The organism is Nocardia sp. CA-290969 (assembly GCF_050936135.1).
Classification (GTDB): Bacteria; Actinomycetota; Actinomycetes; order Mycobacteriales; family Mycobacteriaceae; genus Nocardia.
Genome location: NZ_JBNJNJ010000001.1, coordinates 116,507 through 138,740, shown reverse-complemented (window position 1 = coordinate 138,740; position 22,234 = coordinate 116,507). Strand labels below are relative to the sequence as shown.

At 68.1% G+C, this 22,234-nt stretch carries 26 protein-coding genes; 10 read left to right on the top strand and 16 right to left on the bottom strand.

Going from position 1 to position 22,234, the window contains the following annotated elements:
• Nucleotides 1-65: 65 nt before the first annotated feature.
• The 8 genes from ACQEVO_RS00800 to ACQEVO_RS00765 form a co-directional block, all read right to left on the bottom strand.
• Nucleotides 66-482 (bottom strand): TIGR03668 family PPOX class F420-dependent oxidoreductase, encoded by a 417-nt coding sequence (locus tag ACQEVO_RS00800; RefSeq protein WP_432922192.1) that lies wholly within the window; start codon nucleotides 480-482, stop codon nucleotides 66-68.
• A 31-nt stretch (nucleotides 483-513) separates the two neighbouring features.
• Nucleotides 514-2,466 carry a hypothetical protein gene (locus tag ACQEVO_RS00795; RefSeq protein WP_432907685.1) on the bottom strand — a complete coding sequence of 651 codons (1,953 nt, stop codon included), beginning with the start codon at nucleotides 2,464-2,466 and terminating at the stop codon, nucleotides 514-516.
• A 28-nt stretch (nucleotides 2,467-2,494) separates the two neighbouring features.
• Complete coding sequence (locus tag ACQEVO_RS00790) at nucleotides 2,495-3,892, bottom strand: sigma 54-interacting transcriptional regulator (RefSeq protein WP_432907682.1); 1,398 nt, start codon at nucleotides 3,890-3,892, stop codon at nucleotides 2,495-2,497.
• Nucleotides 3,893-4,039: 147 nt separating this feature from the next.
• Nucleotides 4,040-4,540: a maleylpyruvate isomerase family mycothiol-dependent enzyme gene (locus tag ACQEVO_RS00785; protein WP_432907680.1), complete on the bottom strand. Its 501-nt coding sequence runs from the start codon at nucleotides 4,538-4,540 to the stop codon at nucleotides 4,040-4,042.
• Between the two features lie 103 nt (nucleotides 4,541-4,643).
• On the bottom strand, nucleotides 4,644-5,723 hold the full coding sequence (locus ACQEVO_RS00780; protein ID WP_432907677.1) for a nitronate monooxygenase: 1,080 nt from the start codon (nucleotides 5,721-5,723) through the stop codon (nucleotides 4,644-4,646).
• 238 nt (nucleotides 5,724-5,961) lie between these two features.
• Complete coding sequence (locus ACQEVO_RS00775) at nucleotides 5,962-6,768, bottom strand: NmrA family NAD(P)-binding protein (RefSeq protein ID WP_432907674.1); 807 nt, start codon at nucleotides 6,766-6,768, stop codon at nucleotides 5,962-5,964.
• A gap of 118 nt (nucleotides 6,769-6,886) precedes the next feature.
• On the bottom strand, nucleotides 6,887-7,324 hold the full coding sequence (locus tag ACQEVO_RS00770; RefSeq protein ID WP_432907671.1) for a hypothetical protein: 438 nt from the start codon (nucleotides 7,322-7,324) through the stop codon (nucleotides 6,887-6,889).
• Nucleotides 7,325-7,384: 60 nt separating this feature from the next.
• Nucleotides 7,385-8,257 carry an LLM class flavin-dependent oxidoreductase gene (locus tag ACQEVO_RS00765; protein WP_432907668.1) on the bottom strand — a complete coding sequence of 291 codons (873 nt, stop codon included), beginning with the start codon at nucleotides 8,255-8,257 and terminating at the stop codon, nucleotides 7,385-7,387.
• A 145-nt stretch (nucleotides 8,258-8,402) separates the two neighbouring features.
• Between ACQEVO_RS00765 and ACQEVO_RS00760 the strand changes: the two genes are divergently transcribed.
• Both ACQEVO_RS00760 and ACQEVO_RS00755 read left to right on the top strand, forming a co-directional pair.
• Nucleotides 8,403-8,987 carry a TetR/AcrR family transcriptional regulator gene (locus ACQEVO_RS00760; protein ID WP_432907666.1) on the top strand — a complete coding sequence of 195 codons (585 nt, stop codon included), beginning with the start codon at nucleotides 8,403-8,405 and terminating at the stop codon, nucleotides 8,985-8,987.
• A 119-nt stretch (nucleotides 8,988-9,106) separates the two neighbouring features.
• Nucleotides 9,107-9,592 carry a hypothetical protein gene (locus ACQEVO_RS00755; protein ID WP_432907663.1) on the top strand — a complete coding sequence of 162 codons (486 nt, stop codon included), beginning with the start codon at nucleotides 9,107-9,109 and terminating at the stop codon, nucleotides 9,590-9,592.
• A gap of 56 nt (nucleotides 9,593-9,648) precedes the next feature.
• On the opposite strand, the gene ACQEVO_RS00750 is transcribed toward ACQEVO_RS00755, so the two are convergent.
• The 3 genes from ACQEVO_RS00750 to ACQEVO_RS00740 form a co-directional block, all read right to left on the bottom strand.
• Nucleotides 9,649-10,089, bottom strand: a complete 441-nt coding sequence (locus ACQEVO_RS00750; RefSeq protein ID WP_432907661.1) for a PPOX class F420-dependent oxidoreductase — start codon at nucleotides 10,087-10,089, stop codon at nucleotides 9,649-9,651.
• An 85-nt stretch (nucleotides 10,090-10,174) separates the two neighbouring features.
• Nucleotides 10,175-11,614: a DHA2 family efflux MFS transporter permease subunit gene (locus ACQEVO_RS00745; RefSeq protein WP_432907659.1), complete on the bottom strand. Its 1,440-nt coding sequence runs from the start codon at nucleotides 11,612-11,614 to the stop codon at nucleotides 10,175-10,177.
• Nucleotides 11,615-11,685: 71 nt separating this feature from the next.
• Nucleotides 11,686-12,165 carry a MarR family winged helix-turn-helix transcriptional regulator gene (locus ACQEVO_RS00740; RefSeq protein WP_432907656.1) on the bottom strand — a complete coding sequence of 160 codons (480 nt, stop codon included), beginning with the start codon at nucleotides 12,163-12,165 and terminating at the stop codon, nucleotides 11,686-11,688.
• 141 nt (nucleotides 12,166-12,306) lie between these two features.
• On the opposite strand from ACQEVO_RS00740, the gene ACQEVO_RS00735 reads away from it, so the two are divergent.
• The gene (locus ACQEVO_RS00735) at nucleotides 12,307-13,590 is read left to right on the top strand and encodes an MFS transporter (protein ID WP_432907654.1); all 1,284 of its coding nucleotides are present in this window, start codon (nucleotides 12,307-12,309) and stop codon (nucleotides 13,588-13,590) included.
• Between the two features lie 233 nt (nucleotides 13,591-13,823).
• Nucleotides 13,824-14,141 (top strand): hypothetical protein, encoded by a 318-nt coding sequence (locus ACQEVO_RS00730; RefSeq protein WP_432907651.1) that lies wholly within the window; start codon nucleotides 13,824-13,826, stop codon nucleotides 14,139-14,141.
• A gap of 102 nt (nucleotides 14,142-14,243) precedes the next feature.
• Here the strand turns inward: ACQEVO_RS00730 and ACQEVO_RS00725 are convergent, their stop codons facing one another.
• The 3 genes from ACQEVO_RS00725 to ACQEVO_RS00715 form a co-directional block, all read right to left on the bottom strand.
• Nucleotides 14,244-14,738 carry an HIT family protein gene (locus tag ACQEVO_RS00725; protein WP_432907649.1) on the bottom strand — a complete coding sequence of 165 codons (495 nt, stop codon included), beginning with the start codon at nucleotides 14,736-14,738 and terminating at the stop codon, nucleotides 14,244-14,246.
• A 62-nt stretch (nucleotides 14,739-14,800) separates the two neighbouring features.
• Nucleotides 14,801-15,196: a VOC family protein gene (locus tag ACQEVO_RS00720; protein WP_432907646.1), complete on the bottom strand. Its 396-nt coding sequence runs from the start codon at nucleotides 15,194-15,196 to the stop codon at nucleotides 14,801-14,803.
• Between the two features lie 210 nt (nucleotides 15,197-15,406).
• Complete coding sequence (locus ACQEVO_RS00715) at nucleotides 15,407-15,820, bottom strand: hypothetical protein (protein ID WP_432907643.1); 414 nt, start codon at nucleotides 15,818-15,820, stop codon at nucleotides 15,407-15,409.
• Between the two features lie 533 nt (nucleotides 15,821-16,353).
• On the opposite strand from ACQEVO_RS00715, the gene ACQEVO_RS00710 reads away from it, so the two are divergent.
• A complete protein-coding gene (locus ACQEVO_RS00710; RefSeq protein ID WP_432907641.1) occupies nucleotides 16,354-16,689 on the top strand; it encodes a carboxymuconolactone decarboxylase family protein in 336 nt (111 codons plus the stop codon).
• Between the two features lie 8 nt (nucleotides 16,690-16,697).
• On the opposite strand, the gene ychF is transcribed toward ACQEVO_RS00710, so the two are convergent.
• Together ychF and ACQEVO_RS00700 are read right to left on the bottom strand one after the other, a co-directional pair.
• Nucleotides 16,698-17,777, bottom strand: coding sequence for a redox-regulated ATPase YchF (gene ychF, locus ACQEVO_RS00705; protein ID WP_432907638.1), 1,080 nt, complete (start codon nucleotides 17,775-17,777; stop codon nucleotides 16,698-16,700).
• Nucleotides 17,774-18,532: an oxygenase MpaB family protein gene (locus ACQEVO_RS00700; protein WP_432907635.1), complete on the bottom strand. Its 759-nt coding sequence runs from the start codon at nucleotides 18,530-18,532 to the stop codon at nucleotides 17,774-17,776. Before ACQEVO_RS00700 ends, ychF begins: the two co-directional genes overlap by 4 nt.
• Before the next feature lie 267 nt (nucleotides 18,533-18,799).
• Here ACQEVO_RS00700 and ACQEVO_RS00695 point away from each other — a divergent pair, with 267 nt between their 5' ends.
• From ACQEVO_RS00695 to ACQEVO_RS00675, 5 genes are read left to right on the top strand one after another with little or no spacing between them, the layout of a single operon-like run.
• Nucleotides 18,800-19,642: a helix-turn-helix domain-containing protein gene (locus ACQEVO_RS00695; RefSeq protein ID WP_432907632.1), complete on the top strand. Its 843-nt coding sequence runs from the start codon at nucleotides 18,800-18,802 to the stop codon at nucleotides 19,640-19,642.
• A 4-nt stretch (nucleotides 19,643-19,646) separates the two neighbouring features.
• Nucleotides 19,647-20,075, top strand: a complete 429-nt coding sequence (locus ACQEVO_RS00690) for a VOC family protein (protein WP_432907629.1) — start codon at nucleotides 19,647-19,649, stop codon at nucleotides 20,073-20,075.
• A 41-nt stretch (nucleotides 20,076-20,116) separates the two neighbouring features.
• Complete coding sequence (locus ACQEVO_RS00685) at nucleotides 20,117-20,551, top strand: ester cyclase (RefSeq protein ID WP_432907626.1); 435 nt, start codon at nucleotides 20,117-20,119, stop codon at nucleotides 20,549-20,551.
• A 55-nt stretch (nucleotides 20,552-20,606) separates the two neighbouring features.
• Complete coding sequence (locus tag ACQEVO_RS00680) at nucleotides 20,607-21,695, top strand: MerR family transcriptional regulator (RefSeq protein ID WP_432907623.1); 1,089 nt, start codon at nucleotides 20,607-20,609, stop codon at nucleotides 21,693-21,695.
• Between the two features lie 29 nt (nucleotides 21,696-21,724).
• Nucleotides 21,725-22,201, top strand: coding sequence for a hypothetical protein (locus ACQEVO_RS00675; protein WP_432922189.1), 477 nt, complete (start codon nucleotides 21,725-21,727; stop codon nucleotides 22,199-22,201).
• The last annotated feature ends 33 nt before the right edge of the window (nucleotides 22,202-22,234 follow it).

Below are 22,234 nucleotides of genomic sequence, written 5' to 3'. Positions count from 1 at the left end.
TCCTGGAACCGAGGTGTCCTGATTCCACGGCGCTGGCCATGACACACGAGCGAGTACATGCGCCCTTAATCGTCATACCCGGCCGACCACCCGGACCACCGGGTGACCTCGAGCGCGAGCACAGGACCCGGTGGCGGTTGGTCCCGGTACACCGGGTACCGCGCGGTCAATTGTTCGATGCCGGCGTGCGCTCGCTCATCCGTGACTATCCGCGCGACGCCATCAGCGCGTGACCACCACAGCTGCGTCCAGTTCTCGTCGTAGAAGTCCACGAGCACAGCAACCTTCGGGTTCGCCGTGATATTCGCGAGCCGGCGCAGAGCCGTGGTGGATTTCGGCTTCGCGTCGACAGCGGTGTAGATGGTGTCGCCGTCGACCGCGAACACAATGGGGACGATATGCGGGTTCCCTTCCGGGGTCACCGTGGCCAGCCGGGCTACGCGGGCGGCGGCGAACCGCTCCCGCGCCTGCCCTTCGTCCAACCGCATCCGATCTCCTGTGTGCGCCGGTGGGTCAGCGGCGCCGGCCGCGCAGGTAGTCGCTGACCACCGCCGCGCCGAGACCGTCGAGGTCGGGTGCGACCACCCGGCCGCCGCTGCGCCGGGCCACCATATCCACGAAGGCGGCCAGCCGCGGCTGTTCGCCGAGCATGAATACCGAGATGGATGCGCCCAGTTTCGCCAGGGAATCGACCTGGATCATGGTGGTGGCCAGGGTGCGCCGGTCCGGCGGCCAGTTGAAGAACGAGGTGCCGTCGGGCTCCAGATGGGCGGTCGGTTCGCCGTCGGTCACCACCAGCACCACCGGGACGGCGTCGGGGTGGCGGCGCAGATGCCGGCCCGCCAGCAGCAGCGCGTGGTGCAGGTTGGTGCCCTGTTCCCAGACCGGTTCCAGCCCGGTCAGTTCCCCGATATCGACCGTGGTGGCGTGGCGGCCGAAGGTGATGAGTTCGAGTGCGTCGGTGCGGAAACGGGTACTGATCAGGTGTTGCAGCGCGAGCGCGGTGCGTTTCATCGGCACCCAGCGCCCGTCCTGCACCATCGACCACGACGTATCCACGCACAGCGCGACCGCGGCCCGGGACCGTTGTTCGGTCTCGGCGATCTCCACATCCGCGACGTCCAAGGTCACCGTGCGGCTCCCGGTGGACGCCGACCGCAGTACCGCATTGCGCACCGTCCGCGAGACATCCCACGGTTCGGTATCGCCGAACTGCCACGGCCGGCTCGCCCCCGTCGGTTCCCCGGACGCCCCGGCCCGCGCGGTTTCCCGCTCTCCTTTGCGGGTGCGCAGCTGCCCGACGATATCCCGCAACGCGACCTCACCGAGGCGCCGTAATGCCTTGGGGGTCAGCCGCAACGACCCGTCGGGCGCCCGTTCGAACAGCCCTTGGCGGCGTAGTTCGCGTTCCAGTTCCGCCAGGCGCTGGGCGTCGACCCGGGCGTCGGCGCCGAGCTGGCGTTCCAGCATTTCCAGGTCGATATCCTCGAGCCGGGCGCCTGGATACGACTGGGCGAGTTGCGCGGCGAGCTCGTCGAGTTCGCCGAGATCCTGCATCGCCTCGACCGCCTCGCCCATCCCCAGCGGGTCCTGGCCGCGGAACCGCCGGCCGGATTCCCAGTCCTCACCGGGGCGCAGATCGCGCAGATTGGCGTCCAATGCGGCGATCTGCTGCGCCAGCGCGGGATCGCCGAACGCCTGCCCGAGCAGTTCGTTCAGCTCGGAACGCTGTTGATCCGACATCGAATTCAGCATCCGCTGCGCCGCGGCGGCACGGGCGGCCAGGCTGTCGATCAGTTCGTCGGTATCGCGCGGGTTCTCGGGAAAGAACTCGCCGTGTTCGGCCATGAATTCGCCGAACTGTTCGGTGGTGTCCTCGCCCCGTCCGTGCGCGGCCAGCAGTTCGTTGAGATCCGACATCATCCGCCGGACCCGTTCCACGTCCTGCGGGGTCGTGTTCTGCAATGCCTGCTTCATGCCCTGGAAGCGGGATTCCAGGAGTTCCTGGCCGAGTAGATCGCGGATCTGCCGGTAGTTCTCGCGTCCGGTTTCCGAACGCCACTGGTATTCGCCGAGTTCGCGGACGGCACCCGCGGTACTGGAGGGCAAGGCGTCCAACTGCATTTCGGCGAACCGGGCGTCGTCGGAAGGGTCGGGGAACAATGCCCGGCGTTCGGCTTCCAGCGCTTTGTCCAGTAGTTCCCGGACTTCTTGCAGTGTGCCGTCCAGCCGGTGATTGCGCGAGATCTCGGACCGCCGCTGCCAGAGCCGCCGCGTCAGCTCCTCGAGCCCCGGCAGATCGGACGTTCCGCGCCGCAACAGTTCTTCCAGCGCGGAACGCGGAGAAGATCCCTCCATCACCTCGCGCCCGATATCGGCCAGCGCCTCACGCAGGTCGAGCGGGGGCGCGAGCGGATCGGGCCCCTCGTGGTAGGGCCCGTAGGAATATCTGTCCGCCGCTGTCATACCGCCTCTTCACCGGACCGTACCGCGGTCACCCGCCGTACACCGCCATACCCTCGTCATCGGAATCCTTGGCCACCTGACGCGCCAGATACAGGGATTCCAGGGCGAATTCGACCGCGGCCGCGATCCGCTGGGGCGCGTCCCCGGCGTCGACGCCGAGCCGGGCGGCCACCTCGTGCAGCACCGGCAGTTCCGGCAGGCCCGCCAGCACCTGCGAGCCGGGAACCTGTTCGCCGGTGGTCACCAGATGGCCTTCTTCCACGGCCTCGGCCAGCGGCCGTAGATTCAGCCCGCCGAGCCGTTCCCGCGCGGTATCCGCGAACGCACGCCGCAGCATATGGGTGAGGTGTTCCTGCTCCCGTCCCTCCTCACCGGATTCGAACTCGAGCTTGCCGCGCAGTACGGCGGGCACCGATTCCAGATCGATGGGGCGGGCGACAGCAGGATTTTCGCCGGTGAGCGCGGCCCGGCGCAGCGCCGCCGCGGCCACCGTTTCGGCCGCCGCCACCGCGAAACGCGCCGACACACCGGAACGTTGATCGATCGCCGGGGATTCCCGCAACCGCCGCACGAACCGCGCCAGCACCTCGATCAGCGGATCGCCCACCTCGGCGACGAGTTCGGCTTCCTGCCGCACCAAGGCCATCTCGGCCGGGACGGTCAGCGGGTAGTGGGTCCGGATCTCCGCGCCGAAACGGTCCTTCAGCGGGGTGATGATCCGGCCGCGATTGGTGTAGTCCTCGGGGTTGGCCGTCGCCACCAGCAGCACATCCAGCGGCAACCGCAGCGTGTAGCCGCGCACCTGGATATCGCGCTCCTCCATGACATTCAGCAGCGCGACCTGGATCCGTTCGGCCAGATCGGGCAGTTCGTTCACCGCGACGATCCCGCGGTGCGCCCGCGGCACCAGCCCGAAATGAATGGTCTCCGGATCGCCCAGGCTGCGGCCCTCGGCGACCTTCACCGGGTCGACGTCACCGATCAGATCGCCCACCGACGTATCGGGGGTGGCGAGTTTCTCCGCGTACCGCTGCGACCGGTGCCGCCAGGTGACCGGCAGATCGTCACCGAGTTCGGCCGCCAGCCGCAGCCCCTGCGGGCTGATCGGCTCCAGCGGGTGTTCGCCCAGTTCCAGACCGTCGATCACCGGCGTCCACTCGTCGAGCAAACCGAGCAGGGTTCGCAGCAACCGCGTCTTGCCCTGCCCGCGCTCCCCCAGCAGCACCACATCGTGGCCCGCCAGCAGCGCCCGCTCCAGCTGCGGCAGCACGGTCCGGTCGAATCCCACGATCCCGGGCCACGGGTCCTTCCCCGACCCCAGCAGGGCCAGCAGATTCTCCCGGATTTCGGCCTTCACACTCCGCGGCGCATACCCGGCCGCCCGCAACGCGCCCGCGGTCGCGGGCAGCTCTGTTGGCACAGTCACCTCACCGACGCTACGACGATTTCCGCCATCGGTCGACAGCTCGCCGGTCACATCCGCCACCGCGACCGTATTTCGGACCACGGGCGGCCGCTTCGTTCCGGTTCACACCCTGCCCGACCCGCTACCCGCGAACTCCGCCGATCCGGCCTAACCGGCATGCGCCGCCAGGCGCTCGCGGAGGGTGTCGACTCCGATGCCGCCCAAGTCGGCCATGGCCACACCCCGCCCCGAAGCAACCAGCAGCAAAGCGAGCAACGGGCCGGTGATCTCCGGCCCGGCTCCCGTGGTGAAATCGGCATCATCGGCTGCCAGCGTGAGCCCCGCGACCAGTTCCCGGCCCCCGCCGAATCCTTCCGACGTGCGGATCTGCAACCGCAGCGCGTCCGCGACCGCCTCCTGCGGGTAGGTGCGGGTAATGCCCAGCGGCCGCCGGATGTCCTCCCCGTGCACGATCATCTCGACCAGGCGGCTGTCGGCCGGTGCGGGCGGTGAGACGGTCCGGTCCAGGACAGCGCGCAACCGGGCGAGGGTTTCGGCGGGTTGTACGCCGCGTTCGCGTTCCACACCGTCGGCCGTGAAGCGATCGAAATCGAACCCCGCCCGCGCGAACTCCCAGCAGAATCCGAACTCCGTGCGCCCCGTACGCACCGGAGAAAAAGCCGGTTTCTACCTGCTGACCCGTGCATCCGGTGCCCGCGGACGCTATCCGATCACGACTGCGCGCACGAGTCGACCGGATGCTCCACCCGAATCAGTTCGGCCGCTGAACGCGGTCCCCGCCGCCCCGACCACCGACTGCCCCGTGTGCGACGGCTTCGCTCCAGAGTCGCCGCAGGATCGTCGCGGCCGGGTCCGCGGCCGCCGACCGGTATCCGGTACCGGCCCATAACGCCATATCCTCCGGCGCATTCCCCGCGGCCGCGGCCGCACGCACCGGGCTGGTGAGGTGATGGACCTGGGGATATGCCGCCGGCGCGGCGTCGTCGTAGGTGGCGATGAATTCGTTGGCCAGCCCGCGGGCCGGTCGCCCGGAGAAGGCGCGGGTTATGACGGTGCGAGTGAATCGCGGATCGCTCAGCGCGTCCTTGTGCGCCGTTTTCGCCCCCGACTCCGGACTCCGCAAGAATGCGGTGCCCAGCTGGACAGCTGCCGCGCCGTGAGCGAGCAGATCCGCGATCCGCGCACCGTCGCCGATCCCACCGGCCGCCACCACCGGCACCCGGCACCACGCCGTGATCTCGTCGACCAGTACCGGCAGGGGTGTTGTCTCCGGCTCGTCCTCGACCCGGAACGTCCCCCGATGCCCGCCGCCCTCCGGCCCTTGCACGCACAGCGCCCCGGCTCCCAGGTCCGTCGCGGCACGCGCCTCCGCGTCGGTGGTCACCGTCGCGATCACCAGGGCGCCGGCCGCACGGAGCCGCCCGACGACCTCCGCCGGTGGCAGGCCGAACGTCAGCGAGACCACGGGAACCTGCTGCTCGACCAGCAGATCCACCTTCGCCGCGAACCAGTCGTCGTCCCGTTCCCGGATGGGCGGCAGTTCGATCCCGTACCGCTGCGCGGCCGCACGCAACCGGTCCCGGTATTCGTGGACGGCGGCCGGGTCGTAAGCGGGCTGTTGCGGAATGAACAGATTCACCCCGAACGGCCGCTCGGTGCGGGCCCGCACCTCGCGGATCTGTTCCGCCAGCGCCTCCGGAGTCTTGTATCCACCCGCGAGGAAACCCAGACCGCCGGCCTCCCCGACACTCACCACCAGGTCGGGTGTGGACGGGCCGCCCGCCATGGGCGCGGCGATGATCGGAACGGTCAGGTCCGCGAGATCGAACACGGTTCCCCTCCTCGGCTGGTCGAATTCGGTTCCGACGTTACTCAGCGCTCCCGGAGGAGGTGGAAGCCGCACGGCGACGAGACCGGGCCGCAACCGGACCTCCCGAGCCCGCCGCCGGCGATCTCCGGCACCGACCGGCCCGGCGGGCACGGTGCTGGACGCTGTCGCCCGAGCAGCCGGACCCGATATGAGACTGCCGGTCTCCGGCGGCGAGCCGGCGGACGGCGGAAGCCGCGGCTCAGAAGCGGTCTTTGTGTTCGGTCACCCAGTCGGCAAAGGTCCGGGCGGGCCGGCCCAGGAGCTGTTCGACGGTGCCGTCCGGAATCCGCGCCGACGCGGGCGGATCGGCATGCCACCCGACCACGTATTCGGCATCGGCACGGGAGACACCTTCGCGCAGCATCCGTTCGATCGCCGCTGCGCGGCCGATCTGTTCGAAAACGATTTCCCGGCCCAGCGCGGCGGCGAGGATATCCACCCGTGCACGCGTGGTCAGGGCCTCCGGCCCGTTCAGGTTGTAGGCGCGGCCCGCATGCCCTTCCTCGGTGAGAGCGAGCGCGGCCACCGCACCGAGATCGCCCTCGTGCACCACCGCACTCGGCAGATCGAACGGCTCCCGCACCACGCCCTCCGCCCGCACGGATTCCCGCCAGGTCAGCGCATTCGCCATGAACTCCTGCGGTTCGAGCCGGGTCCAGGTCACACCGGATTCCGCCACCGCGGTTTCGGCGGGGCCGACGTATCCACCCCACAGGATGGTGATCCGCTCGACCCCGGCGGCGACAGCCCGCCGCACCAGTTCGGGCCCGGTCTCGGCCACCCCGGCCGTCACGGTGATATGCAATGCGGTGACGCCGTCCAAGGCGGCATCCAGTGTCTCCGGCTCGGTGTGGGTACCGGCCAGCACCTCCACACCCGCCGGCAGCAGTCCCGCCGCCCGCCGCGGATCCCGGGTCAGTGCCCGCACCGGATACCCTCTGCCCAGCAATTCGGCCACCACGTGCCGTCCCGTGTTTCCCGTTGCGCCGGTTACCAATATCGTCACAATGACTCCCTTCCGCCGGCCACGCTATGACCTGAACAAAGGTTGAGGTCAACTCGTCAACGAGTTCGGACTTCCGCATTGCGGCCGGTCGCCCGATTCGTTGCCCGATCTGCAAGGGCTACAAAGACTTTCGATCCCGCCCGGAACGAGATGGCGCCAGCGGCCAGTCATCGGGGTAGCGGTAGGGCACCGCGACAACCTGCACCGCGTCGTCGTGGACGATCCGCCCGGGATACGCCGTACGCAATTCGACCCACCCGATCCCGGCGCGGTCGAGGAGATCGAGATAGCCCCGGGTCGCCTCGAGCAGGCCGGAAGCATCGCCTTTGAACCATGCCCGGGCTCCTGGATTCACCTGCGGGTCATAACAATCGGGCGTGATGCCGGTCGGGTCCGGGTAGGCGCTGTTCATATACGCGTTCGCCGCCCGCAGCCATTCGCTGCCGGCGGAGCCGAGCAGCCCGTACCGCGCGAGACCGTTCACCATGGCGAAGACACCCGGGTATCGCCCGTGACGGTTCGGGACCGCGCTCTGGAAGCGGATGTACTCGGACATCGCGAGCACTCTATCGCCGGGACCGGCGTTGCCACCCGGCGTCGGAAAACGTCCGGACGACTACGACGACGGCATGATGATTTCGTCGGCGATCCACTGCGCGACACCTGCCGGATACGGCGGTTCCAGACCGAGGACGAAATGCCTGATGCCGGCGTCGAAGGCTGCGGCGATCGCGTCCCGGACACCACCGAGCCGGTCGTAGGAGACGGGGAGGTAGGTCGACCGGACGATCGAGTGTGGGTCGCGGCCGATATCGGCGCAGCAGCGGTCCAGCAGGGCGCCGCGTTCGGCGATATCGGCGGGATCACCGCCGGGGATGTTCCACAGATCGGCATGCTCGGCGATCAGCCGGAGCACCGCGTCCGAGCGGCCGCCGATCATGATCGGAGGGTGCGGCCGCTGAACGGGTTTCGGGTTGCCGTACGCGCCGGTGAGCCGGAGGTGCTTGCCCTGGTAGTCGAACGGCTCGGGTTCGGTCCACAGCCGCCGGATCACGGTGCAGGCCTCGTCGAGGTTTTCCACCGAACTCCCGAAGCCGTGGTACGGCAACCCGTGCGCGTCGTATTCGCGGCGGGCGATCGGCATGCCGGGGCGTGAGCCCGCGCCGATACCGAAGTCCAGCCGGCCGCCGGAGACGATATCGACGGTGGTGGCGATCTTGGCCAGCATCGCCGGTGGCCGGAAACGGTTACTGGTGACGAGCAGGCCCAGGCGTAACCGCCGGGTCTGCGCGGCGAGGGCGGAGAGCAGGGTCCAGCCTTCGAAGATCGGCCCGGCCGGCTCGCCCGCGATGGGGAGGAGATGGTCGAACAGCCAGGCGTGCTCGATCTCGGCGACGGTGTCGGCTTCCCGCCAGACTCGCAGAATGTCCTGGTAGTCGACCTGCATGGGCGCTGTCATGATGCCGAAGCTCGGTTCGCGGTACTGCATGACTGTTCCTCCATACGAGTGGGATCGCCGGCCTGCTCGACTCCGGTGGAGCGGCCTGGCATCCTGGAAACGGAACGATGTTCCGATAACCAACATACGGAACATTGTTCCGTTTGCCAACCGGAAGGACGGAGGACGCCGCGCAGTGGCCGACCCAGATACGCCCGCCTCGCCGGCCCCGCGGAAACGGGCTGATGCCCGCCGCAACGAGAAAACCCTGCTCGACGCGGCCGCCGCCGCATTCGTCGAATCAGGAGTGGGCGTACCCGTCCGCGATATCGCCCGCCGCGCCGGAGTCGGGGTCGGCACGATCTACCGCCACTTCCCCACCCGCGCCGACCTCATCGTCGCCGTCTACCGCCACCAGGTGGAAGCCTGCGCCGAGGCCGGCCCGGAACTACTCGCCGAAGGCCCCACCCCGCACGCCGCCCTGACCCGCTGGATCGATCTCTTCGTCGACTTCCTGACCACCAAACACGGTCTCGCCGAAGCCCTGCAGTCCGACGATGCCGCCTTCGAAGCCCTGCACACCTACTTCCTCGACCGGCTGCTCCCGGTCTGCACCCGGCTGCTGGACGCGGCCGTGGACGCCGGCGAGGTGGTGCCCGGTATCGAGCCCTACGAGTTGCTGCGCGGTGTGGGCAACCTCTGCGTCGGCGCCGAAGGCGACCCCCGCTACGACGCGCGGCGCATGGTCGGGCTGTTGATCGCGGGCCTGCGCGCCCGCTAGACCTCGCCCCGCAAGAGTGGTCAGGAATCGAGAAGCGCGGGCCACCACCCCGTCAATAGCGTCGTCATCGACACCATGCGGCACGGCGACCGAGCCGCGCACCGGCCGAGGAGGACGTAATGAACTGGAACAAACGAGTCCGGCAGACGCACCGGGCGGTGGCGATCGTTTTCCTGGCGACCGTCGTCGTCACCATCGCCACCATGGCACTACAGGGACCGGTCTGGGTTTCCTATCTTCCGCTGCCCCCGCTCGCCCTGCTCCTGCTCTCGGGCCTGTACCTGTACGTGCTCCCCTACCTGGGCGCCCGGCGCACGGCGGAGACCGGAGCTCGTCTGCCGCGCGTTCGCCCGACCGGTACGCGGGCACTGCACCGCTGGTCGGCGGCGGTCTTCGTGGTGAGCATCCTGGTCACCACCGTCACCCTGGCCTTGCAGGGCCCGATCTGGGTCTCCTACCTACCGCTGCTGCCGCTCGCGGTACTCCTGGTCACCGGCCTCGTCATGTTCGCGCGGACGAACACCGACCGGCGAAGCGGGAACGGTGGCGAGTCCGGCACCGTCGGCCGGCAGTCCGCGATCGCAAATCCCTCGGTCACCCGGTAGCCGGGGCCGGACGCGAACGACGCCGCAGCGGGTCCGCGGCTTCCCCTTCGATCAGGTCATGAGCTGTGCGGCGCGGACTCGCCGGTGGACTCCGCCGGGTTCGGGACGGCGAATCCGGTGACCTTGTGCGGTAGCACGCGAACGATCACGCGGCGAAGGTGCTCGGGTTCGCCGGGCGGATCCTGTCCGAGGTATTTCTGCGACAGCCGCCGCGGTAACGCCTTTTCCGGGTCCTCGATCAGTTCGGCCGTCCCCCGGATGTCCACGGACCGATACGGGTTCGCGGAATCGATGACAGTGATGCTGATCCGCGGATCAGCCCGCAGATTGCGGACTTTGCGCTTATCCGCCGTCGAGGAGAACACCACGGTATCGCCCTCCCGGTCCATCCAGACAATTGATGTCTGCGGTGACCCGTCCGGTTCGAGAGTCGCTACGGTGGCGAAATTCCTGCCGTCCAGCAGCCGGCGAGTCTGTGCGTCGAGCTTCGCGGTCATTGTGTTTCCGTTCATGTTTCGTGAGCCGGTATCTCCGGGCTCGGGCTTGTCGGCCCGGTGCGGGCCGAAGTCTTGTGGTGGGTCGTCAGAGCGCCGGCCGGCCCGCCTCGGCGAGCTCGGCGTCCGGCAGCGGTCCGGGTGCCGGCGGACGCAGGACGGTGACCGCCACGATCAGCGCGGATACCAGCAGACCCGCGGCGACGGCGAACGCCAGCCGGTAGCCGCTCGTCAGCGCTTCCGCGCCGGCGGCTCCCGCGTCGAGCCGGGTGGCGGTCCGGGCCGCGGCCAGGGTGGACAGGACCGCCACACCGAGGGCCATACCGATCTGCTGGGTGGTGTTGAACAACCCGGAGGCCAGCCCCGCGTCCCCGGCCTCGGCTCCGGACATCCCCAATGCCGTCAACGCGGGCATGATCAGCCCGAATCCGGCCACCAGCACCATCACCGGCAACAGATCGGTGACGTAGCCGGCCTGCACCGGCAGCCGGGTGAGCCAGAGCATTCCGGCCGCCACGATCAGCAGCCCACCGATCAGCGCGCGGCGCTCGCCGAAGCGGGCGTTGAGCCGGGGTGAGACGAACAACGACACTCCCCCGATCGCGACGGCCGCGGGCAGCATCGCCAACCCGGTTTCGAGGGCGCCGTAGCCGAGGACACGCTGCATGTACAGGGCTACGAGTACTTGGAACGCGAACATCGCCGACAGAGCCAGCATCTGCGTGAGATTGGCCCCGGAAACATTGCGCGAACGGAAGATCCGCAACGGCATCAGCGGTTCGCGTGCCGTCGCCTGACGGGCGGCGAAGGCGGCCAGCAGCACCAGCGCTACGACACCGAGCCCGAGCGTGCGCCCGGCGGTCCAGCCGTACTTCTCGACCTCGACGATCGCGTAGATACCGAGCATCAGTCCCGCGGTGACCAGCACGGCACCCAGCACATCGGCGTTCGCGAGCCGCCCACCACCCGGGTCGGCGGGCAGTGCCCGGACGGCCGCGGCGATCGTCACCAGCCCGATCGGCACATTGATGAGGAATATCCAGTGCCAGCCGAGGCCATCGGTCAGTATCCCGCCCAGCACCTGGCCGAGCGCGGCGCCGGCCGCCCCGGTGAAACTGAAGACGCCGATGGCGACCGTACGCTCCCGGCGCTCGGTGAACAGCGTGACCAGGATGCCGAGCGCGACGGCCGAGGCGAAGGCACTACCCACGCCTTGCAGGAACCGTGCCGCGATCAGCTGGCCGGAAGTGGTTGCGGCACCGGCGAAGAGCGAGGCGGCGGCGAATATCGCGTTCCCCGCCAGGAATACGGTGCGGCGGCCCACGAGATCGCCGAGCCGGCCGCCCAGCAACAGCAGGCCGCCGAAGGCGATCAGATAGGCGTTGACGATCCAGCTCGACCCGGCCGGGGTGAAGCCGAGTTCTCGTTCGATCTCCGGCAGCGCCACGGTGACGATGCTGCCGTCGAGGATCGTCATCAGCGTCGCGGCCGACAGCACGGCCAACGCGAGACGTTTGGGATAGGTCATGGCACTCTCCTGCTCGAACCAACAGAAGAGACTCTAATAGATAGTTTCGTTACAGACAATCTATAAGTTGACTACTGCCGGGCCCGGCGGGCCACCACCGGCGTCTCCGCCACCTCGGCGAGATGACCCTCGACCAGTAGTCGCAGCGCACGCAGCAGCGATTCGCGCTCTTGCGCAGGCAGGGAGTCGAGGGCGGCACGGTGCACACCGTCGACGATCCGCTGACTCCGCGCGGCAACCTTGCGACCCTCCTCGGTGACCGCGATGATCCGCGCGCGCCGATCGGTGGACGAGGGCCGCCGCTCGGCCCAGCCGGCCTTCTCCAGCGCGTCGACGGTCACCACCATCGTGGTCTTGTCCATATCGCCGATCTCGGCGAGCTGTGCCTGGGTTCGCTCCTCTTCCAGCGCATGCACCAGCACGCAGTGCATCCGGGCGGTCAAGCCGATCTCCGACAGCGCCGCCGCCATCTGCGTGCGCAATACATGGCTGGTGCGGTCGAGCAGGAACGACAGGTCGGGTTCGGTACGTCCGGTAGCCATCGCAGTCATGACACCATGATAGTTCCGTTACAAATTATCTTCTCCGGGCGCATTCGAACGATCTTCTGCACTTCCGCGCACGGCCCTCTGCGACATCGGCGTGACCCGCCTCGCCCGGGGAAATTTCCCGGGCTCTGCCAAGATGACCGCATGGGAACCATGGCTCGCCCCGGCACGATCTCCGCCGGGACTCTGGTTCTGCTGGCCGCGCTCTACTTCGCACAGGGCCTGCCGTACGGGTTCTTCACCCAGGCACTACCCGTCGTACTCCGCGAATCCGGTTTCTCATTGATCGAGATCAGCGCCACCGGCGTCCTGTTCGCGCCGTGGGCCCTGAAATTCCTGTGGGCGCCCTACGTCGACCACTACGGCACCCGCCGGCAATGGCTGCTCTCGCTGCAACTGACGAGTTCGGCCGTCGCGCTCGGACTGGCCTGCCTGGACCTCTCGTCGTCGTTGCGCTGGCTCCTGGTAGGCATCGCCGTGGTGAACGCGGTGTCCGCGACCCAGGATGTCGCCACCGACGGGCTCGCCGTCCAGTTGCTCGGCCCGCGCGAACGCGGTCTCGGCAACGGCATCCAGGTCGGGGCCTACCGCATCGGCATGATCGTCGGCGGCGGCGCGCTGCTCTGGTTGTTCGCGCTCGCCGGCTGGCGGAGCCTGTTCGCCGCAATGGCGATCCTGCTCCTGCTGACCACCGTCCCGGTCTGGTGGCTACCCCGGACCTCCCCGCGCGACGATTCGAAGCCGCAGCCGCGCCCGGCGGCATTGACCACCGGCTGGTGGAAGCGGCTGCGACGGCCGGGGATGCTCACCTTCATCCTCCTCATCGGTGGTTTCAAATTCGGTGATTCGATGGGATCGGCGATGGTCGGCCCGTTCATGTCCGACGCCGGCCTCACCCTCGGCCAGATAGCTCTCGTGAAAGGCGCCCTGTCGTCGGCGGGTGCGCTCGCGGGCGCGGCGGCGGGCGGCTGGCTGTGCTTCCGGTACGGCCGCCGCCGAGCGCTGCTGATCGGCGGCGTCACCCAGACCGCGAGCCTGGCGCTCTACCTGCTCGCCGCCCTCGGCACCGGCGGTTTCGGACTGATCGTCACCGCGAGCCTGGCCGAACACATTCTCGGCGGCGCCGCGACCGTTGCGGTGTTCACCCTCATGATGGACGCCTCGGATTCCGACCACGCCGGCAGCGACTACACCCTGCTGGCCTGCGCGGTCGTGACAGTTCAGGGAATCGCCGGATTCGCGGCCGGAACCGTCGGTGAACTCCTCGGCTACCCGGCCCTGTTCGGTTCGAGCCTGGTGTTGTCGGGAATCGGTTGCGCCGCGTTGATCATCGCCACGGATCGCGGCATGGGACCGAGCGGTGTCCAGGCGGCATGGAACGCTCCGCAGGCGCCGCAGCGCCACCGATCGCCGGATCCCGCGGCCTAACCGACGCGCCCCGCTGACCGGACGGGCCAGGGCCGCCGGAAGGTCCTCGACGACGTGTGCGCAACAGTTGCCGCACTCCGGTGAAGCCGGTTTCCCCGCCCATAGCCGCCGTCGTACTGGCGTGCTCCGAACCCGGCCGAACCGGACGCACACTGCCCGTCACGCGCGGTTCCGGTAACAAGCGCGGCGTTTGCGCGATGTTTTCCACACAGCATCAATTCAGGAGGTTCGATATGTTCTCTGCGAAGCGACTTGCCGCCGGTGCCGTTGTCGCCGGCGCCACCGCGGCCACCGTATTCGCCGGTGGCGGCGTAGCCCAGGCCGACGTTCCGGTGTGGCAGGCCAACTGTCACGTCTACAACATCTTCAACACCGGCGGGATGGCCAATTGCGAGCTGCCGACCTGGCATCAGGTGAAGCTCACGTGTGTCGCGTGGCCCGTCCCGTTCACCTACTGGAAGTACGGGCCGGTGCAGTACGGGCAGAACCAGTCCTGGGCCAGTTGCGATTCGTTCAACGCGCTGGTGCGGGTCGAGGTCATCCAGGCGTAGGCCCCGTCTGCCGATCCGCCGATCAGCGCATTCGGCCCGGCCGAGGCCGGTAACGGTCTCGCGTAGCTCAGCGGTGCACCGCTGCGCTACCACGCCGATCCACTAACCATCGAAGCGGAACTCGGCCGAATTCCGCAATCGAGAAATTTCCCCTGCCAGCGCCGATCGCAGTTCGTCGTGACGCGGACCGAGCAGCGTCCCGGGGTCGTCCCACCGTTGTGCCGGGTAACCCCACACCGGCCCACCCACGAGATCCGCGGGCTCCCACTCGTACCGCGGCCAGATGTGGGCGTGCAAAAAATGGTGCGTATTGCCCAATATCTCGACATTGATACGCCGATATCCCGGATCCCTTGCCGCGCACACGGTTTCCACCGCGGTGGCCACGAGATCCACCTCGGCGAGAAACCGGACACGTTCGGGCCGAGGCAGATCCGTGAGCCGATCGGCACCGGCCGCCTTCGCCAGCGCAAGCGAGTACCCGGGCAGGAACTGGGTATCACCGAGCACCGCGAACGCCGTAGCCAATTCGGCGAGCACGGTCGGATTCCGGCCGTCGATCGCCGAACGTACGCGATCATCCCTCCAGTCGCTCACGGCGACAAGCAAACCACGGCCGCTCCCTGCACGTCCCCAGTTCTACAACCGCAACGTAACCGTCAGCTGAACTTGGCGACTGCCTGTTCGGTCACGGGTGTGAAGAGATTGATCAGGTTCCCCTCGGGGTCGCGGAACAGCAACGAACGGTTCCCCCACGGCAGCGTGGTCGGCTCGTTGACGAACTCATCCACCACCGCGCGCAGCCGGTCGTATTCGGCGTCCACGTCGGAGACGAGAAATTCGATGATCGCGGTGCGGTTGTCCGCCGGACGCGCACTTCCCTCCGCGAACAACGGCACGGTGCGGGTGCTGCCGATCGCCAAGGTCGCCGCCGGCGTGACGATCTCGGCGAAATCGGGTGTCGCCCACCGCGCCTCCACCCCGGTAACCACCTCGTAGAAGCCGACCAGGCTCTGAATATCGGCGGTGATCAGACGAATCGAAACGAGATTCACGGCATACTCCTTCGGCGAAATGGGCGGTCGGTCCCGCAACCGGCAACGTTAGAAGCGATACCGGACAGGACCGGTCCGCTATCGGAGCGCAGTCCGCGCCGCCGGCGCCCAGGGTTGTCCACACCTCGCCCATCTCACGATCGCGCCCCGCCTGCTCAGCCCCGCGTCGTCGGTGACGAACCACACGGGGCCTCCTAACGAAGTGCCGAGCTACGCCCCGGCCATCGGATCCTTCCAGCCGATCGCTCTCATCTTGGCGGCCGAGAAGACAACCATGATCTCGTCGCCGAAGTAGACAACCTCTTCCATTGCAGGCTCCTTCGGCATCGCAGCGACGAACCACACCGCCGCCGAGCCGAAATCCAGTCGCAGTGCGACCGGCACCTCGACAACACGAGGCGGATCGACCACGCGGCCACGCTGATCGACACTCGGGCCCAGCTCCACGGTTCCCCACATCGCAACCGCCCACTCGATCGGCCGGCCGAGGACCGGCTGCCATCGTGACGCACCCACCGGCCCGACACGTTCGGGGCCCTCTTCTCCGAGTACCAGATGCCGCTCGATCGGATCGTCGAAAACCTCGACACCGTAGGTAAAAAAGGTATTTGTCCACGTGATCACACGAGGTCCCCCATCGGTCGACAACTGCACTCCCATCGGGGCGTGATGCCAATCGCCGTAGTCCCACCGAGCCGGCTCGGACCCGTAACTGTGCACGTCCCAGTAGTCAACGGCTTGCACCCGCAAACCTGCGAGCCCTTCGACTGTCGCTTCGAAAGCTGTTCGCGCCGGTCGCGCACCAGTGGACATCACATCATCATCCAGAAGACAGCTGCCACGTTGTGAGCCGATCGACCCCTATCGATATGTAAAGTTTTTCGGGTCTTTCTTGCACGTTCCACGTACATGTCAAGTTTCTTGTCATATCCGTCCCTGAGCGCGGCGCCGCATCAATCTCGACACATTCGGGCGGCGACCGGCCTGCCGAGAACGAGGACGTGCCGATTCTCCGGACTCTGGAGCCCAGAGACATCTGGGACCACGCGAGGGGTTCCTCTACCAGTACCTCCCTCACCAGGGACTTCCTCGACGGATGCCCAAGATGTGTCATGGATTCATCGCGGTTCCAGAACCGGAGAAGAGAGGAAACGACCATGGCAGCGAACACGGGCAACGGCTGGACCGGAGGACAGAACGCCTTCGGCGACTTCGCGCCCGGAATGGTCCACTACACCGACAAGGTGCTCTTCGACGAGGTCTGGACGCGCGAGGGCCTGTCCATGCGCGACCGCTCCCTTGTCACCGTCGCCGCGCTGACCGCGCTGGGCAAGACCGACCAGCTCACCTTCCACCTCGACTACGCCCGGCAGAACGGCGTCACCGAGGAAGAACTGAAAGAGGCGATCCTCCACCTGGCCTTCTACACGGGATGGCCCAACGGCATGGGCGCGATGACGGTCCTGAAGAACATCGTCGAGCAGCAGTCCTGACTCCGGGGTCAGACGTTGAAGCGGAATTCGACTACGTCGCCGTCGGCCATGACGTAGTCCTTGCCTTCCATCCGGACCTTGCCCGCTGCCTTCGCCGCGGCCATGGACCCCGCCTCGACCAGGTCGTCGAAGGCGACGACTTCGGCTTTGATGAAGCCGCGTTCGAAGTCGGTGTGGATGACACCGGCGGCCTTGGGTGCGGTGTCGCCCTGGTGGATGGTCCAGGCGCGGGCCTCTTTCGGACCGGCCGTGAGGTAGGTCTGGAGGCCCAGAGTGTGGAAGCCGGCTCGGGCCAGGGCGTGCAGGCCGGGTTCGGTCTGGCCGATGGATTCCAGGAGTTCGGCGGCGGATTCGTCGTCGAGTTCGAGGAGTTCGGATTCGACCTTCGCGTCCAGGAACACCGAATCAGCGGGGGCCACGGAGGCTTTCAGCTCGGCTACCTTCGCCTCGTCGCTGAGCACCGATTCGTCGGCGTTGAAGACGTAGAGGAACGGTTTGGTGGTGAGCAGGGACAGTTCCTTCAGGAGTTCGCCGTCGATCTCCTTTGCGGCGTGGAACAGGGTGCGGCCGCCGTTGAGGATTTCCTGGGCCTGCTTCGCGGCGTCCGCGTAGGGCTTGCGGTCCTTCTTGACCTTGGCTTCCTTCTCCAGGCGGACGACCGCCTTCTCGAGGGTTTGCAGGTCGGCGAGGATCAGTTCGGTTTCGATGACCTCGATATCGGAGGCCGGGTTCACCTGACCGTCCACGTGCACCACGTCGTCGTCGGCGAAGACGCGGACCACCTGGCAGATGGCGTCGGCTTCGCGGATGTTGGCGAGGAATTTGTTGCCGAGGCCGGCGCCCTCGGAGGCGCCCTTCACGATGCCGGCGATATCGACGAAGGAGACCGTGGCGGGGACGATACGGGCGGAGCCGAAGATCTCGGCGAGCTTGTCCAGGCGTGGGTCGGGCAGCGGAACCACGCCGACGTTGGGCTCGATCGTCGCGAACGGGTAGTTCGCGGCGAGCACGTCGTTGCGGGTCAGCGCGTTGAACAGCGTCGATTTTCCGACGTTGGGCAGGCCGACGATTCCGAGGGTGAGACTCACGAGGACTGGAGTCTACGCGGGGAAGCGGCCGGGGCGGCGGTCGGCCGTCGGTGGGCGCGGGAGCCGGCGCGGACGGACGCCGAGAAGGCCGCGAACTTCAGGCGGTCGCCGCGCTGTTCGGCGAGGCCCAGCAGTTCGACGGCGCGTTCGTGCTGGACAGCGCGTGCAGCGAAACCGGGGACGAAGCCGAGCGCCCACCAGGGCGGGTTCAGAGATTGTTCGGCGAGTTCGGTGGCGGCTTCGGTGCGGTGGAGTTCGGTGGTGAGGAAGTCGGTGAAGTACTCGGTGAACTCGGGCCAACTGCCGGGCAGGGGGCGGGTGGAGATGCCGTAGCTGCGGTACCAGTCGCAGCACTCTTGGTAGAGGTGTTCGCGGGATTCGGGGGTGAGTGGGCGGGCGTAGGTGTCGATGGCGGTGACGAGGGTTTCGACGTAGGTGGCGTGCTGGAAGTGGAACAGTTCGGGGGTGAGGGCGTGATAGCGGTTCCCGGCATGATCGCGGCCCTTGACGTGTTCGTGGCCGAGGCGGATGACGCGGGCCGGGTCGGGGCGGCCGCTGCAGGCCAGCTTGATCATGCGGTCGACGGTGCGTTGTTTGTGCGCCCAAACGCCGGTGTGCACGTGTTCGCCGTAGGAGGCGGCGATGGCGGGGTGCAGGATCTGCAGGGTGACCGCGCGGGGCAGGGTCAGCAGGAAGCGGCGGTCGGGCAGGTACCTGCGGAGCAGTGAGCCGTGATCGTCGGGGGCGGAACTCATTCGGTATTCCTCTCCTGCGGGATTCCGGAGATCGGAATCTGAGAGTAAGAGTGCGTTTCTCTCTCATCATGTCAGTAATGGCGAAACCAATCCAGAAAGTCGAGCGCATCAGCGACTCCCGTGGACCCTCGGCCGCCTGTTCTGCGACGAGCATCGACGGGCCCGGTAGCCGGCACGCCGACGAGCTCGCGCCACCAGACACTCGCCGGGTCGCACCCCTTCGACAACCGGTGCCGATGCGCCCCGAACCGGCGTAGCGTGACGCCTATGGAGCCGAGCTCGCAGGTGGTGACAGCCCACCCGGCCCGGCCGCTGGCTGCGTTCATCGACGGATACATCGGCTACCGGATGACCGGGTTCGCGGCGGGTCTGCATCGCGGGCTGCCGTCGCGGCATATGACCTTCATCGTGGCCATCGGGCCGGTGATCGACGTCATCGGCCAGACCGACGCCCGGCAGGCCCCGGACAACTACCGCTGTGTACTGGGCGGACTCCAGGACACCCCGGCGATGATCGCGCACGACGGCACCCAGGAAGGTGTCGCCGTGAAACTCACCCCGATGGGATGCCGGGCGCTGTTCGGGCTGCCCGCGGCGGAGCTGTGGAGTACCTCGCTGGAGTTCGCCGATCTCATCGGGTCGCCGGGGCGGCAGTTGTGGGAGGAACTCCAGGAACAGGCGACCTGGCCGCAGCGGTTCGCGGCATGTGACCGGGTGCTGACCCGGCTGCTGGTTCCGGAGCGGACGGTGGGACCCGAGCTGACCTGGGCATGGCGGGCGGTGGCGGGGTCGCACGGGACGCTCGGGGTGGAGCCACTCGCCGAACGGATCGGGTGGAGCCGGCAGTACCTCACCAAACGGTTCACCAGCGAGTTCGGATTGAGCCCGAAGGTGGCCGCGCGGGTAGCGCGGTTCGAGCGGGCCAAGCAGATGCTGCTGAACACCCCGTCGTTCGTTTCGATCGCACAGGTGGCCGCCGCCTGCGGGTACTACGACCAACCGCACCTCAACCGGGAATTCTCGCGGCTGGCCGGCTGCAGCCCGACGCAGTGGCTGGCCGAGGAGATTCCATCCGTCCAAGACCCGGAGCTCGCCGGAGAGCCAGGCTGAAACCATGACCGCAACAGAGAAATCCACCACGACAACCACACCTACCCCGACCGTCTGGCCGTGCCTGGGATTCCGGGACGCCCGCGGCACCGCGGACTTCCTGGTCCGGGCCTTCGGGTTCGAACTGACCGCGATGTATGCCCGGGACGACGACCCATCGGTGATCGAACACGCCGAACTGCGCTGGCCCGAAGGCGGCGGAATCATGTTCGGCACCGCCGGCAAAGGCGGCGGCCTGCCGGACCGGCGCACACCGGGCACCGAATCCGTGTACGTCGTCTGCACCGACCCGGACGCCCTCTACGAGCGGGCCACGGCCGCGGGCGCGGAGACGATCGCCGGACTGAAGGACGAGGACTACGGATCGCGCGGGTTCACCGTCGCCGACCCGGAAGGCAACTACTGGAGTTTCGGGACCTACCGGGGCCAGTGACACCGCTACCGGCTCCGTCCGGACACTTCGAAGGGAAGACGATGCCGATGGACAAGGCCGCGATGCGCGCCCTCTACCACAGGTGGCTGCCCGGACTGTGGAATTCGGCTCCCGATGCGATGCCGGCGATCGCCGCGGAGATCTTCGCACCGGACGCGGTGGGGCACTGGGGTGGCAGCCAGGACCCGGTAGGCCCGCGGGCGATCGCCGCGAAGGTCCAGGAGACCTTCACCATGTTCGACAACGTCTCGGTCACGCTGCTCACCGAACCCATCGTGGACGGCGACTGGATCGCGGCGCGGTGGGAGTTCGCCGGGAGATATATCGGAGGCGTGCCCGGTATCGGGGCACCGGCCGGCACCCGGGTGCGCTACCCCGGTATGGACCTGTTCCGCGTCGCGGACAACCGGCTCGCCGAATACTGGCCGCACGGTGCCGATCTGCTCCTGATGCAGCAACTGGACGCATCGGTCTGATCGACGCGCTCCCGGCGCTTGACCTTCACCTTGCTCGAAGCCCGATGATGGGCGGGTGCCCGAATCCGACCTGATCACCATCGGCGCGTTCGCCCGTTCCTGCGGGATCACCGCGAGCGCGCTGCGGTTCTACGACGACTCCGGTCTGCTCGCCCCGGCCGGGGTCGACGACACCACCGGCTACCGCTACTACGCCCCCGAGCAGGTGGCGCGAGCGGTGACCATCCGCCGGTTGCGTGAGATCGATATGCCGCTGGACGGGATCGCCGGCGTGCTCGCGGCCGACGCGCATGATGCGGCCCGGTTGATCGACAACCATGTGACGCAGCTCGTGGAGCGCACCCAGCAGGCGCGGCGGACCGCCGAAGTCGTGAAGGCCGCTCTCGGTGAACCGTCGGGATGGCTGGTGGCGACGGTGCGGGGGCCGGTGCTGGCGGCGGCGGTCGAGCAGATACTCGCTGCCACCGGCACCGATCCCGAGCTACCCGTACTGGCCGGAGTCCGGCTGGAGGCGACCGCCGAATCGCTGACACTCACCGCCACCGACCGGTACCGGTTGTCCACCCGCACGGTGGTGCCCGAACAGACGGGTTCGGCCGAATGGTCGGCCACCGTCGACGGCGCCGATCTGAGCGCGGCGTTGCCGGAGATCCGGCGGGCCCATCTGGTCGATCTGGAGGCCGGGGAGCACCGCCTCCGGTTCCGTCCGGCCGACGGGGCCGTGCGTACCTGCCGGACGCTGACCGAACCCTTCCCCGATCACCGCGCGCTGATGGCCTCGCTACCGGCGGCGCGGACCCATGCGGTGGTGTCGAAACACGAGCTGATGCGGACGCTGGAACAGCAGCGGGCGCGTTATCTCCGGCTCGCGGTCGCGCCGGGTTCGCTCACCGTCTCGGGTACCGCGGATCAACCCGCCGCCGAGCTGTCCGCGCTGGTCACCGGACCACCCGGCGACCTCGTCTTCGGTTTCACCATCCTGCACCCCGCCGTCGCGACCGCGATCGGACCCGATGTGCGGCTGGATATCGCCGGCCCGCAGGACCCGATGGTCGTGCGGTCCGCCGACAACGGTGACCTCACCACCCTGGCCATGCCGGCCGACCCCGCAGTTGTCGACGCAGAGAACGGATCCCCGAATTGACCACCGACCAACTCTCCCCCGATACCACCATGAACGCGATCACCGAGGCCGTCACGCTCGGCCGGTCCGGCGATATCGCGACCGCCCGCGCCCACCTGCTCGAGATCTGGGCCGGGATCGGGGTCGTCGGTGATCCACTGCACCGCTGCACCCTCGCCCACTACCTGGCCGACCTATACGACGACCCCGCGCAGGCCCTGGCCTGGGATATCCGGGCACTCGACGCCGCGGATTCCCTCGGCGACGACCGCGCGCAGCAGTACCACGCGAGCCTGCAGGTGGCGGGCTTCTATCCGTCACTGCACCTCAACCTGGCCGACAACTACCGGCGGCTGGGGTCGTGGGATGCGGCGGGCGAACACCTCACTGCTGCCCGGAGACATCTGAACGCCTTACCCGACGACGCGTACGGCGCGATGATCCGTACCGCGCTCGACGAAGTCGCGGAGTCGGTCACACAGCGGTCCACCGAGCCGCGCCCGAGCGCTCCGGGACCGCGCTCCTGACGGACCCGCTCCGGCGACAACGATGTCCCGGCG